The organism is Mucilaginibacter yixingensis (genome assembly GCF_041080815.1).
Taxonomy (GTDB): Bacteria; Bacteroidota; Bacteroidia; order Sphingobacteriales; family Sphingobacteriaceae; genus Mucilaginibacter; species Mucilaginibacter yixingensis.
This window is the reverse complement of the sequence record NZ_CP160205.1, coordinates 865,392-882,033: the sequence shown is the minus strand read 5'-3', so window position 1 is coordinate 882,033 and position 16,642 is coordinate 865,392. Positions and strand designations below refer to the sequence as shown.

The 16,642-nt window shown below is 44.9% G+C and carries 17 protein-coding genes; all 17 read right to left on the bottom strand.

Going from position 1 to position 16,642, the window contains the following annotated elements; translation table 11 throughout:
• Positions 1-10: 10 nt before the first annotated feature.
• The 17 genes from ABZR88_RS03710 to ABZR88_RS03630 all read right to left on the bottom strand — a co-directional run bounded on the left by ABZR88_RS03710 (position 11) and on the right by ABZR88_RS03630 (position 16,614).
• Complete coding sequence (locus tag ABZR88_RS03710; RefSeq protein WP_107829804.1) at positions 11-679, bottom strand: DUF2461 domain-containing protein; 669 nt, start codon at positions 677-679, stop codon at positions 11-13.
• On the bottom strand, positions 666-1,064 hold the full coding sequence (locus tag ABZR88_RS03705; protein ID WP_107829802.1) for a DUF983 domain-containing protein: 399 nt from the start codon (positions 1,062-1,064) through the stop codon (positions 666-668). Before ABZR88_RS03705 ends, ABZR88_RS03710 begins: the two co-directional genes overlap by 14 nt.
• A gap of 49 nt (positions 1,065-1,113) precedes the next feature.
• Positions 1,114-1,389, bottom strand: a complete 276-nt coding sequence (locus ABZR88_RS03700) for a hypothetical protein (RefSeq protein ID WP_107829800.1) — start codon at positions 1,387-1,389, stop codon at positions 1,114-1,116.
• Positions 1,390-1,462: 73 nt separating this feature from the next.
• Complete coding sequence (locus tag ABZR88_RS03695) at positions 1,463-2,035, bottom strand: DUF420 domain-containing protein (RefSeq protein ID WP_107829798.1); 573 nt, start codon at positions 2,033-2,035, stop codon at positions 1,463-1,465.
• Between the two features lie 59 nt (positions 2,036-2,094).
• Positions 2,095-2,778, bottom strand: coding sequence for an SCO family protein (locus ABZR88_RS03690; RefSeq protein ID WP_245917083.1), 684 nt, complete (start codon positions 2,776-2,778; stop codon positions 2,095-2,097).
• An 11-nt stretch (positions 2,779-2,789) separates the two neighbouring features.
• Entirely contained in the window at positions 2,790-3,158 is a 369-nt protein-coding gene (locus ABZR88_RS03685) for a cytochrome C oxidase subunit IV family protein (protein ID WP_107829794.1), read from the bottom strand.
• Positions 3,159-3,180: 22 nt separating this feature from the next.
• The gene (locus ABZR88_RS03680) at positions 3,181-3,891 is read right to left on the bottom strand and encodes a cytochrome c oxidase subunit 3 (protein WP_107829792.1); all 711 of its coding nucleotides are present in this window, start codon (positions 3,889-3,891) and stop codon (positions 3,181-3,183) included.
• Between the two features lie 24 nt (positions 3,892-3,915).
• Complete coding sequence (locus ABZR88_RS03675; protein WP_245917082.1) at positions 3,916-4,500, bottom strand: cytochrome c oxidase subunit 3; 585 nt, start codon at positions 4,498-4,500, stop codon at positions 3,916-3,918.
• Positions 4,497-5,366, bottom strand: coding sequence for a heme o synthase (gene cyoE, locus ABZR88_RS03670; RefSeq protein WP_107829790.1), 870 nt, complete (start codon positions 5,364-5,366; stop codon positions 4,497-4,499). The genes ABZR88_RS03675 and cyoE overlap by 4 nt, the downstream gene beginning before the upstream one ends.
• Positions 5,363-6,421 (bottom strand): heme A synthase, encoded by a 1,059-nt coding sequence (locus tag ABZR88_RS03665; protein ID WP_107829788.1) that lies wholly within the window; start codon positions 6,419-6,421, stop codon positions 5,363-5,365. Before ABZR88_RS03665 ends, cyoE begins: the two co-directional genes overlap by 4 nt.
• A gap of 91 nt (positions 6,422-6,512) precedes the next feature.
• The gene (locus ABZR88_RS03660) at positions 6,513-8,405 is read right to left on the bottom strand and encodes a cbb3-type cytochrome c oxidase subunit I (protein WP_211309843.1); all 1,893 of its coding nucleotides are present in this window, start codon (positions 8,403-8,405) and stop codon (positions 6,513-6,515) included.
• Between the two features lie 17 nt (positions 8,406-8,422).
• Entirely contained in the window at positions 8,423-9,607 is a 1,185-nt protein-coding gene (locus ABZR88_RS03655; RefSeq protein WP_107829784.1) for a cytochrome c oxidase subunit II, read from the bottom strand.
• Positions 9,608-9,653: 46 nt separating this feature from the next.
• On the bottom strand, positions 9,654-10,937 hold the full coding sequence (locus ABZR88_RS03650; protein ID WP_107829782.1) for a quinol:cytochrome C oxidoreductase: 1,284 nt from the start codon (positions 10,935-10,937) through the stop codon (positions 9,654-9,656).
• A 12-nt stretch (positions 10,938-10,949) separates the two neighbouring features.
• Positions 10,950-11,537, bottom strand: coding sequence for a cytochrome c (locus tag ABZR88_RS03645; RefSeq protein WP_107829780.1), 588 nt, complete (start codon positions 11,535-11,537; stop codon positions 10,950-10,952).
• Complete coding sequence (locus tag ABZR88_RS03640) at positions 11,521-12,057, bottom strand: DUF3341 domain-containing protein (protein WP_107829779.1); 537 nt, start codon at positions 12,055-12,057, stop codon at positions 11,521-11,523. Before ABZR88_RS03640 ends, ABZR88_RS03645 begins: the two co-directional genes overlap by 17 nt.
• A 6-nt stretch (positions 12,058-12,063) precedes the next feature.
• Positions 12,064-13,536 (bottom strand): NrfD/PsrC family molybdoenzyme membrane anchor subunit, encoded by a 1,473-nt coding sequence (gene nrfD, locus ABZR88_RS03635; protein WP_107829777.1) that lies wholly within the window; start codon positions 13,534-13,536, stop codon positions 12,064-12,066.
• Between the two features lie 27 nt (positions 13,537-13,563).
• Positions 13,564-16,614, bottom strand: a complete 3,051-nt coding sequence (locus ABZR88_RS03630; RefSeq protein WP_107829775.1) for a TAT-variant-translocated molybdopterin oxidoreductase — start codon at positions 16,612-16,614, stop codon at positions 13,564-13,566.
• Positions 16,615-16,642 lie beyond the last annotated feature (28 nt).

Below are 16,642 nucleotides of genomic sequence, written 5' to 3'. Positions count from 1 at the left end.
TGTAGAATTTTCAGGTGGTTGAAACTGCTTGTTGTAAAAAGGTGTTCAGCGGATAGATTTTTTCAAAGATAGCGGCAATCGTATCTATCAAATCCTTCTGCTGAAGCTCTTTATCTGTAATTGACTTAACGGCGGTAAAGCTTTTTAATTTTATCAGGCTTATATTTTCATCATCGGTCTGGTATCCTGCCGGTGCGCCTTTGAGTTGCTCCTGATCTCGAAACTCGCCGAACATGCTTTTAAAATCGGGCGCGTCTACTATCGCTTTCAGCTCATCGGCATTATAATCTACTTCCTGACGGATAGCTTTCAGATGATCGCCCTCGGGCAACCAGTAACCGCCACCAGCAAATGATTGCCCGGGTTGGATGTGGATATAATAGCCAATACCTCCGGTATACTTACCAGCGGTAAACTTATGAATGCCCAGCCAGGTTTTATATGGGGTTTTATCTTTGCTGAAACGGATATCGCGGTAAATGCGCATCACGCATTTTTTAGGATCGGTAGCAGGGTCTACCAGCGGGTCTATCTTGCTCAGGGACTTGATCACCTCGCCGGCAAAATCGGTGATGTTTTCTTTGACAACTTCAAACTCGTCTTTGTGCGCCATGAACCAGTCGCGGTGGTTATTCTCGGCTAAGGCCGTGAAGAATTTAAGCGTTTCACTTTTTATCATCGGTATCCAGGTAGGGTTGGTAATGTATCTTGGGCGACAGCCAATACAATAACACTATACGCGAATATCTGTAATTAAATGGCGCTAACAAAAGACATCCCACTAAAATTACACCCAGATACAACCACGGGGAATCTGACCCTCCGCTCAATACCGAGGTAGCAATGGCCATTGCTACCGCCTCGGCCACGTTGAATGCATAGCTCACATACATGGCAGCATAAAAGTAGCCTGGCTCAATCTCAAAAGTCAAGCCGCAATGCGGGCAGTGCTCGTGCATCTTATTGCCGCCAATGGTATAGGCAGGCCCCATAAACATGCGTCCGCGACGGCATCGCGGGCACCGCCCCTGCGACATTGCTTTCCATTGCGAAGTTTGAGCCATAGGTATATAAAAAATGAAAGCGCCGTATGGAACGGCGCTTGATCAAATATTAGTTTAAATGCAGCTTTTCGTTCCGCATGTTCAGATCAACATTTTTACGGCGATATTTTTTGTACCAGATAAAGCCAACCACGGCAACCGCAAGGTAAGGTGCAGCCAACAGGTACATAATACCATGGTTTAATCCGTTGGCAATGCTATCGCCATTCTGCTTGTTTGTTTCTACCTGGGCAGCACATTGTGCGCACTGCGCAGCGGCAGTCTGAACGCCTCCGGCCACAAAGACCAGCATCAGACAACAAAGTAGCATTTTCAATCGCTTCATAGTGTGCAAATTTATCGATTTTATTTTTTGCTTTATCATCAGAGAGACACAAATATGTGTCTCTGCAATTTCTTTAAAAATGATAATAAGGCGATATCATCAGATACACAATCACCCCGGTAACGGTAACATAGAGCCAGATAGGGAATGTCCAGCGCACTAATTTTTTATGGCGCTGTACCTGCATCGCAAACCCGCGGTAAAAGCTTAACAATACCAACGGAAGCACTACGGCCGCCAGCAAAATATGCGTGCCCAAAATGGCGAAATATACAAAACGGATACCACCGGCAGCGCCTTTCTCCATGGCATCTACCACGCCGTCACCGTTCAGATCACCATATAATGTTTCGGGAGCCAGGTAATGGAACAACACATATGAAAGTAGGAACACGGTTGACAGGCATCCGGCTATAAAATTTAAGGTTTTATGTATCTGGATCTGTTTGTATTTAATAAAAAACAAGGATACTACTAACAGTACACTACAGGTACCATTTAAAATAGCATTCAGTTTTGGTAAAAAATAAGCAAATGAAGGAACCACGGCGGGGCCGGGTATAACTTTGCGATTCAATAGAACAACCAAGGCAAAAACTACAATGGATATTGCCGCAACTGTTCTGTATAAAACTTTGTCTGTCATTTTTTTTTAAGCTGAAAGCTAAATGTCGAAAGCATAAAGCTTTTTTATTACATCCCCTATTATAGATCTGGGGCTTTGATCTTGCGCAGTTCTTCGGCAATCTGCACCTTCATTTCGTCGTTCAGGCGTTCCACCTCTTTCACATCGGTACCATTGTAATAACCGCGGATGCGATGCTCGGGATCAACCAGGATCAGTTTTTTGCTGTAGATGAAATCATTGCTACCATTCTGCAAGGCATCAACCAATAGTCCCTTTGAAGCCAGTGCGCTGATGGCCGAAGTATCCCCCGTCAGGAACAACCATTTTGATGACGGCAGATTAAACTTAGCCGCATACTGCTTCAAAGCCTCAGGCTTATCGCGCTGCGGGTCTACCGTTATACTGGCAAAAGTGATCAGCTTGTTTTTAGCATAAAACTTAGCCAGGCTATCCAGGTATCCATTGCTCACATCGCAGCCATCGGTACAATGGGTATAAAAGAAACTGAAAACAGTGATCTTGTTCCCGATGGTTTTGAAGGATGCAGGTTTACCGTCCTGATCGGTCAGATTAAAATCGGGAATGGTATGATACAGCGTATCCGGAATCTCCTTGCCATGAAATTTATGGAACGTACCCGAGAGCTGTTTGGGACCGTAAAAAGGCAGTGGCTTATAGCGATTTTTACCGCCAACGGTCAGTAAATAATACAAAAATCCTGGCACCGCTAAAATGGCTACCAGGATTAATATCTTTTTCAATAGAATGCTATTTATTTGGCCAGGTGCAAAACTTCGCGAAGGTCAATCCAGTGGTGGCTTTCGTTTGTTAATACCAGGATCAGGCCAATAATGAAAATAATAGGAATACCGATTGAGTAAATCAGACCTTTTTTCTCAAACTTCAAGTGCATAAAGAAAGCGATGATGTAGAAAGCTTTCAACAGCGTTAAAGTAATATAAATTGGGTTAGCCAGGTGCAAAGCAATAACACCTCTAGGTACCAGCACAAGGGCGATGACAAACTCAACTGCAGTGATAGCAGTTAGTATACCAGCCACTTTCAAGATGCGGCCTTTGGTCATTCCTTCGTGGTCATCGTGTCCGTGCTCAAGGTGAGCGTCGTGTGTATGTTCAGACATTGTGTCGTGTATTTTAAAGTAATTAAACTAAATAGAAGAAGGTAAATACGAATACCCAAACTAAGTCTACAAAGTGCCAGTACAGACCAACTTTTTCAACCATCAGGTAGCTGCCTCGTTTCTCGTAAGTACCTTTCAGTACGTTAATCAGGATGATGAAGTTAATCACTACACCGCTAAATACGTGGAAACCGTGGAAACCGGTAATGGTAAAGAACAGGTTGGCAAACTGTTGTGCGTAGGTTCTTGATGTTGCACCGTGGAAATACTCCTGCAGATCTTTTGGAGTGCTGCCCCACCAGAAACCATCGTGATGTAAGTGGCTCCACTCTAAAGCCTGACAACCCAGGAACATTAAACCAAATATAATAGTGGCTACCATCCAGCCCGCAGCTTCTTTACGTGAATTGCGATGACCGGCCTCAACCGCCAATACCATGGTAACAGAGCTTACGATGAGTATGAACGTCATGATACCTACGAAAACCAGCGGAGCGCCGTTTTCATACATGCCCGGTACCGACTGGAAAACCAGATCTGGTGCAGGCCATACATTAGAGCTGAAGCGCAGGGCGCCGTAAGCGATCAATAAAGAAGAAAAGGTAAAAGCATCTGAAAGCAGGAAGAACCACATCATCATTTTCCCGTACTCTACCGAAAATGGCGCTCTGCCACCGGCCCACGGTGTGGTCTTTACTTCATCAATTGGTGATACTGTTGTACTTGTACTCATCTGTACTTAATTAAAAGGGTTGTTTTAATGTTGGTTCAAAAGTAAAAAAACATAGAGATAAATCCATACAATATCGAGAAAATGCCAAAAAATCGATGACATTTCCATGCGATACAGGTTCCTCACTTGCGGTATCTTTCTGATGCTGCCGCTCACGGCATAAAACAGGAAGATCAGGCCGCCAATAATGTGCAGTAAGTGCATTAAAGTAATTACATACACAAAAGAGCGCGAGGCGTTAGGGTCTGTCAAAAAGATGCGCATGTTGTAAGCCAGTACATACCAGCCGTAAACCTGCATCACCAGAAATCCGAGTCCTAAAACAATGGTTATCCATAAAAATCGTTGTTGCTTGCCCAGGTCTGATGCCTTGGCCGCTTTTGACGATATAAACAGCGAAACGCTGCTCAAAATCAATATTAAAGTGCTGTATCTAAAGGCCGCCGGCAGCGTCACGTTCAGGCCGTGTCCACTCCCTCCCATGTAAACAATCATACCGCTGCTAAATGCCATAAATAGCATAAAAGAGCAGAACACGAAGATCCACATGTTGAATTTCTTGGCGCCGTAGTTTATTCTATCATTTTCTTGCTGTAACTGAGCCATCATTTCACTTTTCCGATAAAATCAAACAAAAACATTAATTGTACCACTGGCAGATAAAAGAACGAGCCGAACATCAGTTGACGGGCCGCCTTAATCTCACGGGTGCGCAAAAGTACAAAACCTTGGTATAAAAATATCAGGCTGCACAATAATGATACGCCACCCACCCAGTAACCACCAAAATTGTAAATAGTTGGCAGCAAACTAACTGGTAGTAAAACAATTAACAACACAAAGGTAATAACTGCACTACCCACATCGCGCTTGCCTGTAGGCAGTAAACGGAAGCCGGCCAATTTATAATCATCATCCAGCACCCAGGCAATGGCCCAGAAGTGTGGGAATTGCCATACAAATTGAATCAGGAACAGAATGACAGCTACCTCATCAATTTTTCCGTGCGCTGCTACATAGCCAATCAGCGGTGGCAATGCGCCAGGAAATGCACCTACAAATACTGCGATAGGCGATTTCTGTTTTAATGGCGTATAAGCAAATGCATAAAGTAATACAGAAAACACCGATAACAGACCTGTTAAGATATTTAAGCTACCTAACAGATAGGTACCCATAATACCCATAAACAAGCCTAGCACCAAACCCTGACCGGTGGTCATACGTCCGGCTGGCATTGGTCTGTCCATGGTGCGCTTCATCAGCTTGTCCAGATCTTTCTCAATTACTTCATTAAAGCAATTTGCTGCTGATGTTACCAGGAAACCACCGACGATCAGCTTTCCCCAGTTATACCAGTTAATGTCGCCGTTTCCGGTCATCTTAGAACCGATCAAGAAGGCTATAGAGGCCGAGAATGTAACCAGGAACGTGAGCCTGGTTTTAATCAGTTTTGAAAAATCGCTGCCTTTCATGCTTTCACCTCCTTCATGTTTGCTGTACGATACAGGTTAAGCAGCAGATAGAACTGTGCACCGAAAATCAGCGTTGATATTAAAATATGTGTAGCCTGCGCATATGGCGGCAACGCAAAATATGATAATGCAATACCGCTTAAAATTTGCAGCATGATCATTAAAAATGTAAAACTCATCAGTTGCTGATGAACGGAATGACGGCTATATCCTTTTCTGATCAGGGCGTAAAGTGCTACGTTAATGATCAGCACCAGTATAGCCGAATCACGGTGACGGGTAAAGATCCCCCCTGCCCTGCTCACCCAGTCCTGACGGTAACCTTGCAAATGAGCCGCTACTTCGTCAATACGCTCTCGCACATCGGTACCAAAGCAAATCTGCGTCACGGTCAAGATCAGCGCCAAAATAGTCATCGTCCAAACAATACCCTTGAATTGCAATTTGGGTTTTCCGTTAACCTTAGCGGCATGGTAGGTATAAATACTTAAAGCCACTAGTCCCAGGGCCAACAGCATATGTACAGTAACTACCCAGGGCACCAAATTTAAAGATACCACTACAGAACCCAACCAACCCTGAAAACCTACCAAAATCAGGTTACCAACAGAAGCTAGCACAATACCTTTGTTTAAGCTCCAGTAATTGAATGAGTAAATGGCGGTCAACAATAAAAATATGCCTGACACCACGCCCACCAGTCTGTTAGCGTACTCTATCCAGGTTTTAGCCGGATTAAAATCTTCGGGAATTAAAATGGATTTGTCTTCGCGGATGCGGTTAGCCAAATCATGATAGCCCAGTGCATCCAGAGTTTTAGCAAAGCGTTGGTTCTTTTTAACGCGACCGGCTACATATTTCTGTTTGTAATCGGCCGGTAATTGAGAGATGTTTGTTGGCGGCACCACGCAGCCAAAACATTTGGGCCAATCAGGGCAGCCCATACCAGAACCAGAACTGCGTACCACTCCGCCCGCCAAAATCACTAGAAACAACGTGATTACACCTCCAAGATTGAAGGATAAAAATCTTTTCCGGGAATTGGTAACGCTCATTTAAACTCTTAAAAATTTAGGGTACCTGTTAGGGGAAAACATCCCTGAAACAGATACCCTAAAAATGCAGATCAGTGTTAAAGCTGAACTGTTATTTTACTTCTTGATTATTAGCTTTTTGAGTATTTGTCCAGGTGTTGTGCAATTCTAAGCCAGCCGGATTGTCTTCAAAATCGTGCGGCAGGTTAGATGACATGGTCTCAGACAGTGGCACAGTTTGCGGAATGAAATCCGTTTCAGCACCAGGTTTGCTGTAGTCATACGGCCAACGGTAAACAGTTGGAATTTCGCCAGGCCAGTTACCGTGCAGGTGCTCAACAGGTGTAGTCCACTCCAGGGTGTTAGACTCCCATGGGTTCTGAGTAGCTTTCTTACCCCAGAAAATAGAGTAGATAAAGTTAACCAGGAACGCAACCTGAGCCAAAGCAGCCATAATAGCAGACCAGGTAATGAACACGTTTACAGACAGCCAACGAGCCATGCTTGGGAACTCGGTGAAAGCGTAGTAACGACGTGGCACACCATCCAGACCCATAAAGTGCATTGGGAAGAATACCAGGTAAGCACCAATGAAAGTTAACCAGAAGTGCAGGTAACCCAAACGCTCGTCCATCATACGACCGAACATTTTAGGGAACCAGTGGTAAACACCGGCCAACATACCAAAGATCGCGGCTGAACCCATTACCAGGTGGAAGTGAGCTACTACGAAATAAGTATCGTGCAGGTTGATATCCAAAGCAGCGTTACCAAGGAAGATACCGGTCAAACCACCAGAGATGAAGAATGATACCAGACCAATAGCAAACATCATAGCCGGAGTGAAACGCAGGTTACCGCGCCACAGGGTAGCTAACCAGTTAAAGGTTTTTACTGCTGAAGGTACCGCAATGATCAGCGTGGTGATCATGAACACACCGCCCAGGAACGGATTCATACCCGTAACGAACATGTGGTGACCCCATACGATGAATGACAGTACAGTAATACCAATCAGTGAGTAAACCATCGCATGGTAACCGAAGATTGGTTTACGTGCATTTACCGACATGATCTCTGAAGAGATACCCATGGCCGGCATAATTACGATGTATACCTCAGGGTGACCCAGGAACCAGAACAAGTGCTGGAACAGGATTGGGCTACCACCAGAGAACGGCTGCGGAGCGCCGCCGATAACAATATCAGATAAATAGAAGCTGGTACCAAAGCTGCGGTCAAAAATCAACAGAACCACACCTGCAACCAGTACAGGGAACGCCAGAACGCCCAGGATAGCAGTCAGGAAGAAAGCCCAAACGGTCAACGGCATTTTCCAAAGGTCCATACCTTTGGTACGCATGTTCAATACGGTTGATACGTAATTGATACCACCTAACAGTGAAGATGCGATGAAGAACACCATACTAATCAGCCACAGGGTCATACCTTCGCCAGAACCTTTCATTGCTTTTGGCAATGCAGAAAGCGGCGGATAGATAGTCCAACCCGGACCAGCAGGACCTTTCTCAATAAAGAAAGAGCTCAGCATAATCACGCTGGCGATAAAGAAGAACCAGTATGACAGCATGTTCATGAATGGAGAAGCCATATCACGAGCACCTACCTGAAGAGGAATCAACAGGTTACTGAAAGTACCGCTCAAACCAGCTGTCAATACAAAGAAGACCATGATGGTACCGTGGATGGTAACCAGCGACAGGTAAAACTCAGGATCCAGACGACCACCTGGGGCAAAACGGCCCAGCAGGGTTTCCAGCAGAGGGAAAGATTGGTCAGGATAGGCCAGCTGAATACGGAACAGGATCGATAAAATCATCGCGATAACCGCCATAGTAATCCCTGTGATCAGGAATTGCTTGCCGATCATCTTGTGATCCATGCTGAAGATATATTTGGACACGAATGTCTCATGGTGATGCTCGTGGCCGTGGCCGTGCTCATCATGATGTGTTCCGTGACCTTGAACTGCTAATGTTGACATAATTGCTATATGAAATATTAATTATTTAATGCTAACCTGTTTTTAACTTCACTATTCTGCTGACCGGCATCGGCTAATTTCAGCTCTTTTTTCAGCGGGTCGCTCAGGTATGGTTTCAGTGTAGTCAACCATTGCTGATATTCAGCATCGCTCACAACACGGATAATTTTTTGCATGTTATAGTGACCACCACCACAAATCTTAGCACAATACACTTTGTACTCGAAAGTCTGATCATTCAGTTTTTCGCGCATTTGTGCAGTAGTTACAGTCGGTACAAATTTAAAGAAGGTTGGCAAGCCCGGTACCGCGTTCAACTGTACACGGAAGTAAGGCATGTAAACACTATGGATTACGTCCTGAGCCAGGATATTCAGACGGATAGATTTGTTAACCGGAATTACCAGCGTATCGGCTTTCAGGTCATCAAAGCTATTTTTGTCTTTGTAATCGATACCTAAATTATTCAGGCCGGTTACCAGGGTATAGTTTTTAGTACCCAGTTTGCCGTCTTTACCAGGGTAACGTAACTCCCATGCAAACTGGTGACCGGTGATATCGATGTTGATATCGCCTTTTACCTCTGCAGAGTTCATTACTGAACGCCAGGTAGTGAAACCGAACACCACTAACACTGTCAATACTACAGCCGGAACGATAGTCCAAACTTTCTCAATGGTGTTGTTGTGCGGTAAGAAGTGTGCTTTACGTTTAGCAGTGCTTTTGTAAAGGAATGCAAAACCGAACAGTAATATCTGGGTAACAAAAAACACAAACATGGTGAACACCGTTGTTGTGGTGAACATGTGGTCAATTTGTACGCCGTGTTTAGAAGCTGCTTCTGGCAGTGTCATGCTACCTTGTACGGTAAATGACCAGTAAGCACCAACCAGACCAAAAGCCAGGAAGATAAGGAACAGCGTACCCATAACTTTGTTATAGTTCGTACCTGCCTTTTTACCTTGCAGATTATTAGTCAGCTCATATACTTTTAATATACGGCCAACAATAGCTACCACCAGACATATCAGCAGAAAAAGCAATACGTAATAACCGGCGTTAGTTAATGCCTGCGACTTTTGTTCATCGGTAATCTCAGACGATGCAGCGGTTTGTGCCATCAGCAGGTTGGTACCGCCAAGCATCATTACCGCTGTAAGTGCAGCAAGCTTTTTAGAATTTATGAAATTTTTGAATCCCATTATTGTTGTTCGTTTGGTATTCTCAGTTATTTGACAAAGTTAACAATTAAATATGGTGGTGCAGGCTCTCTTCCAGGAACGGATGTTTCTTTGGAATCAGTGATGAGAACTTGGCCAGCGCAGAGAACATCATGAAACAGAATAAACCTGCAAATGTTAAAAACGCGCCTATCTCAATGAAACCAAACATAGAGAAATGTTGCCACCAGTGCTCAGTTGTTCCCTGGGTACCAGGCATAATCATTACGTAATAATCTAACCAGTGACCAATCACCAGGATAGAAGCAATCCACTGTAACACATTGTAGTTACGTTTTGAATCGCGCATCATGATAACCAATAATGGTGCACAGAAGTTGATTACCAGGTTAGTCCAGAACAGGAACATATAATCAGGCTCCCAACGACGGTAGAAATATTCAACCTCCTCAGGGATGTTGGCATAATACTGTAACAGGAACTGAGCAAACCAGGTGTAAGTCCAGAAGATCGAGAACGCAAACATGAACAGACCCATGTTATGCAAATGACTTTCTGTTACCCATTGCATGTAACCTTGTTTGCGCAGGTAGATGATTACTAATGTCATTACTGACAGACCGCTCACCCACATGGCGGCAAAGTTATACCAGCCGAACATGGTAGAGAACCAGTGTGATTCTACAGACATGATGTTGTCAAATGCAAACAGCGGGAAGGTAAAGCCCAGGATAGCCAGGAACGTAGCAGAAATTTTGAATGATTTCTTGTAGTTCAGCATACCTCCTACTTCATCTTCGTTCAGTGAGTATCTTACCAGCATACGGCCAAACAGGGCGTAAGCAAATACCATCGCTGCAATACGGATGATGAAGAAAGGAATATTCAGGTAACCTGCTTTTTTAATTAAAACAGGATCGTAAATTTCACTGCCTTTAACAGTAGCATCTTTAGCGGCCCAGTGGTATAATGCCGGTAATACGTGTGTTTCGCCTTCAATATTTTTGAAAGGGAACTGAACATATAAACCAGCTATAACTACCAGTATCAGGATAACGCCGGCCCACAGTAATGTTTGAGCGAAAGCCTGCGGGATACGCAGAATAGATGCCGACCAACCTGCTTGAGCTACGTATTGCACGCCGCAGAAGAAAGCGCCGCAGATACAAACACAGGCGAAATAATAAGCCATCAGCAACAGGTTTGACATGGCATATGAACCTTGACCAAAAGCAAAGCCAAGTATTACCAGTAACGCACCAACTCCGATAGCAGCAAGGCTATAGGTTTTGAGCTTGCCACCAAACTCAAAACGCTCCTCTATATGATGATTGTGATCGTGAGTACTCATTAAATTTAAATCTTATAAGGTTTTTTGTAACTGGTGAACATACATTACTACTTTCCAGCGCTCCTCTGGCGACAGCTGCGAAGCGTATGAACCCATGGCGTTTACACCATAAGTAATGGTGTGGTAAATTTTGCCATCGGTCAGGTCGCTCATGTTACCGCCGCGAGACGACTGGCCTTTTGAGTATGAAGGCGGCGCAGGGAAACCGTGTGCTACTACCTCGCCGTCACCCTGACCGTGTTGGCCGTGGCATGGTGAGCAGAAGCTGGTAAACAATACTTTGCCTTCCTCAATATTTTTGCTGGTAAGGAATAACGGGCTCTTTACTTGCGCACCTGCCAGTTCGTATCCTTCTTTAGTGTTCGGGTAATCAAATTTTACAAAGCCAACCGGAATAGTACCTGCAGGCGGCACCTGTGCGGTTTTGCCGTCTTTAAAGTTAGGGTTTGCCTGATCCGGGTCATAGGCAATGTGTTCGTACATATTGGGAGCGTATTCCCAACCGGTGCTCCTTTTATCTTTGCACGATGACAGTACTACCGTGGCAGCGATAACGATGGCCGTTGCGCCCAATATTCTGTTTTTATTCATAGCTAACATATTTTCTGTCGTTATGCTTAATTTCTACGGCTCCTGCTTCTTTTAATATATTGTCGATATCTGCGTGCGGTACATTTCCTTTAGCATCGATGGCGATTACAAATCGGTCATCGGTTGCGCGCAGGTCCATCACGCGTGGTGTACGGCCCGGGAAAAGGTGCGTTGCATAGAAGAAAGTGAATGCCATACCGAAAGCAGTAAACAGTACGGTCCACTCAAAAGTGATTGGAATAAAATCCGGAACAGCAAAGTGCGGCTTACCACCAATGTTCATTGGCCAGTCATGCACCAGCATGTAGTACATAATGGTAAATACCACGGTACCACCTATACAACCAAACATAAAGGCTGCATAGCCCAGGCGAGAATCTTTAATGCCCAGTTTAGCCTCAATACCGTGAATAGGCATTGGTGAATATACATCATAGATAGGCACGCTGTTTTTCTGCAGCTTGTCAATCCCGTGCATCAGTTCATCAGGATCGTCAAAAAGGCCCAATATAAATTTAGTACTGCTCATCTTCGTTTATGCTTTTTCGTATTCAGCCAGTTCAACACTGTCAAATTTGGTTAATGAATCTTTGTAGAATTCAACATGCGAGTGATCCAGGTGACCGTCCGCAATCAATTTCTTCTTAGCCTGCTCGCTTGATGATTTCAGCAGCAGTTTCACCTCGGCGATAGCCACAGCTGGCAGCACGCGGATGAACAACAGGAACATGGTGAAGAACAAGCCGATTGAACCTACGAATATGCTCACGTCAACCCAGGTTGGATAGAACATTGCCCAGCTTGAAGGGATAAAGTCACGGTGCAGTGATACAACGATGATCACAAAACGTTCGAACCACATACCAATGTTTACGATGATAGATAAACACCATGACAGTGGAATGTTGGTACGGATACTCTTGAACCACATCAGCTGCGTCATCAGTACGTTACAGCCATACATCATACAACCTGCCCACCAGTACGGACCGATAAAGCGGTTTAAGAAGGTGTACTGCTCGTACTCGCTACCAGAGTAGTAAGCGATGAAGAACTCAGTGATATAAGCGATACCTACGATAGAGCCGGTAGTTAAGATGATCTTGTTCATCGACTCGATGTGGAACATCGTGATATAGTTTTCTAGGCCTAATACTTTACGTGCAACCAGCAACAGGGTTTGTACCATCGCGAAACCTGAGAAGATCGCGCCCGCAACGAAGTACGGAGGGAAGATGGTAGTGTGCCAGCCTGGTTCCAGTGAAGTTGCAAAGTCCATAGATACGATGGTGTGTACCGAAAGTACCAGTGGAGTTGAGATACCTGCCAGAATTAATGACACGGTCTCAAAACGTTGCCAGGTTTTAACTGAACCTGTCCAGCCGAAAGAGCAAACTGAATAGATTTTTTGTTTGATGCCAGTAGCGCGGTCACGGATGGCAGCGATATCTGGTAATAAACCAGTGTACCAGAATACCAATGATACTGAGAAGTAAGTAGAGATCGCAAATACGTCCCATACCAGTGGTGAGTTAAAGTTAACCGGTAACGTACCGTACTGGTTTGGCAAAGGCAGTGGATAGAAAGCTAACCAAGGACGGCCCATGTGTGATACTACGTAAGTAGCGGCACAGATAACCGCAAAGATCGTCATCGCTTCTGCAGAACGGTTGATAGAGTTACGCCAGTTTTGACGGAACAATAACAATACCGCCGAGATAAGCGTACCGGCGTGACCGATACCTACCCACCATACGAAGCCGGTGATGTCCCATGCCCAACCTACTGTTTTGTTCAAGCCCCAAGAGCCGATACCGAACCAGAAGGTCCAGCTTACAGCGAATACCCAAAGGCACGCGCCTAGAGAGGCAACCACAAAGCCTATCCACCAGGCTTTGTTAGGTTTATTTTCTACAGGGATCAGAATATCATTGGTAACCTTGGCATAGGTAATATCCTTGCCGGTAACTAACGGTTCCCTGAGTATTGATTCATTATGAGATGCCATATATGTTTATATCTCTTTGATGATAAATTAAGCTTCTAACTCGTTTACATTTCTAACTTTCACCTGGTAACCAATGCCTGGTTTCACGTTAAGCTCTTCCAGTACGTAGTAAGTACGTTCGCTGGCCAGTGCTTTAGCAACTTCAGAGTTAGGATCGTTTCTGTTACCGAAGATGATAGCGTTTGCAGAACAGGTTTGCTGACAAGCCATTTTAACGTCGCCATCTTTGTACGGACGGTTCTCCATTTTGGCTTTCAGTTTACCAGCCTGGATACGCTGGATACACATAGAACATTTCTCCATTACACCGCGGAAACGGGTAACAACGTCTGGGTTTAACACCAGCTGAGTATATTGCTCTTGCATGTAGTTTTCAAAGCGGGCATCGTTCCAGTAGTTAAACCAGTTGAAGCGACGTACTTTGTATGGACAGTTGTTAGCGCAGTAACGGGTACCAACGCAACGGTTGTAAGCCATGTGGTTCAAACCTTCGCTTGAGTGTACGGTAGCCAGTACCGGACATACAGTCTCGCACGGAGCGTGATCACAGTGCTGGCACAGCATTGGCTGGTGCACTACAGATACGTTATCCAGGTTTTTCAGTTTAGCAATTTCAGCTTCCTCTGTTACAGGCTCGCCTGCACCTTCGTTAAAGCTATAGTAACGGTCAATACGGATCCAGTGCATCTCGCGACGACGCATTACCTCGTCTTTACCAACTACCGGAACGTTGTTTTCTGCGTTACAAGCAACCACACAGGCGCCACAACCAGTACAAGCATTCAGGTCGATCGCCATAACCCAATCATAGGTAGGGCGTTCATACTCATCCCACATAGAAGCGTACTCTTTACGTTTCTCTGATTTACCGCTGGCAGCACCCGGATCTTTCAGGTATTTAGACAGGGTAGTTTCGCGGATAACGTTACGACCTTCGTATGAGTGGTGAGTTTGTGTTTGTGCAAGTGGAGATTTAACACCGGTTACTTTGATAGAAGCAACAGATGAAGTTTGGAAAGTACCATTCAACAGGCTGTAGAACGGATAAGCATTCTGACCTACGCCATCACCTACTTTGCCGGCAGCCGTACGACCGTAACCTAAAGCTATAGATACGGTACCAGATGCCTGGCCTGGTTGGAACAACAATGGTAATTTAACGCTGTAACCGTCAACAGTAATCTCAACAACATCGCCCTGCTCTGCTTTCAGTACGTCTCTGCCGTACAGTGGAGAAACAGCAGCAAAGTTGTCCCAGGTTACTTTTGAAACCGGATCAGGCAACTCCTGCAACCAAGGGTTATTGGCGCGGGCACCGCTACCTACAGATACGTTTTCGTAAAGGCTCAGCTCTACTTTATCAGCACCGCTGGTAGCTTGTTTTGCACTTTGTTGTGCAATGGTAGTAGCTACCGCGTTAAGATCTTTAGAGAAGGTATAAGAACCTGCAGTAACATCGGCAAATTTAACAAAGCCGGTTTGCAGTAATTTTTCCCATGCTGGCTGGCCGGTTGCACCTGTTTTAGGGAACACAGTGGCATCCCAGTTGTTACGTACAAAAGTGTAGTAATCTTTAACAGGGCTATCGCTCCAGTTCATCAAGCTTTGCTCAGCCTGACGGGTGTTGTATACCGGGTTAATAGTTGGCTGAATTACTGAATGGTAACCAGTCAATACCTGTGCATCACCCCATGATTCAAGGAAGTGGTTGTTGGCAGCAACAACGTCACACAGTTTTGCGGTTTCGTCCAGTTGCTCGGTCAAGCTCACTTTCAGGCGAACTTTTTTCAGGGCCGATGCAAACTCAGCAGGTTTGTAGTAGTTATAAGCAGGGTTAGTATTCAGGAAGAATACGGCATCAACTTCGCCGCGGTTCATCTCGCTTAACAGGTCGATGAAATCCTGATCGTTACCAGCAAATTTATTTACAGTGTTATCTAAGTCGATAGTAGTACCGTAGCTGCCCAACAGTGAGTTGATGGCGTTTACCAGTACCTGAGTAGCTACATCATTAGCACCTGCAACAACTAAGGCTTTACCTTTAGCAGCAACCAGCTCTTTAGCAGCAACTTTAACAGCAGCGTCTAATGCTTTGTTGTCTAAAGCTTTAGTGCCTGGCAGTGTAGTACCAGCAATAGCATTGTACAGCGCGATGATAGCCAAACCTTCTTCAGATGGTTTTAAAGGCACGCGGGTATCAGCATTAGAACCGGTTAAGCTCATGCCAGTTTCAAACTGAACGTGGCGTGACATCTTTTTAGCTTCCAGTGCTTTTTGACCGCGGTTAGAAACGTACTGACGGGTATACTCTTCGTTAGCCATCCAGCTACCTAAGAAATCGGCGCTGAAGCTTACAATTACATCGGCTTTATCAAAGTTATAATGCGGGATAACGGCTTTACCAAAGCTGTTCTCGTTAGCTTTGATGATACCGGTGTATGATACCGCATCATAATTAATGTGTTTTGTAGTTGGGTACTGAGCAGTGAACTGTGCAATTACAGCCTGAGTTGAAGGGCTGTAAACGGTTGAAGAAACGATACGGATCTTTTTACCGGCAGCTTTAATGGCAGTCAGCTCGGTTTTAACAAATGCATCTACGGCATCCCAACCAGCATCAGCACCGTTTTTTTGCGGAGCCTGCAGGCGGCCTGCGTTATACAGGTCTAAAACTGATGCCTGACCTTGTGAGCTTAAGCCACCTTTTGCCAGGATATCTTCAGGGTTACCTTCAATTTTGATAGGGCGACCTTCACGGGTTTTAACCAGGATAGGCTGACCTTCAAAACTTGACACATAGTAGTTAGGAATACCAGGAGTAACCTCTTCTGGCTTGATCAAGTAAGGGATTGATTTGTGCACAGGCACCGGCTGACAAGCAGCCAGGGCAACCGCACCTACACCAAAGCCCAGTGCTTTTAAGAAATCGCGGCGAGGGGTACGGCCCGATAAGCCGTCTCCGCTCAGCAAATCCTCGATAGGAATAGGCTCTGCGAATTCGTTTTTATTTTTCTCAACAAATTCTGGCGTGTTGTTTAGTTCTTCTAAACCTTTCCAGTATTTTTTATTGCTGTCCATTTAAGCTATATAAACTGTAATTGCTAAG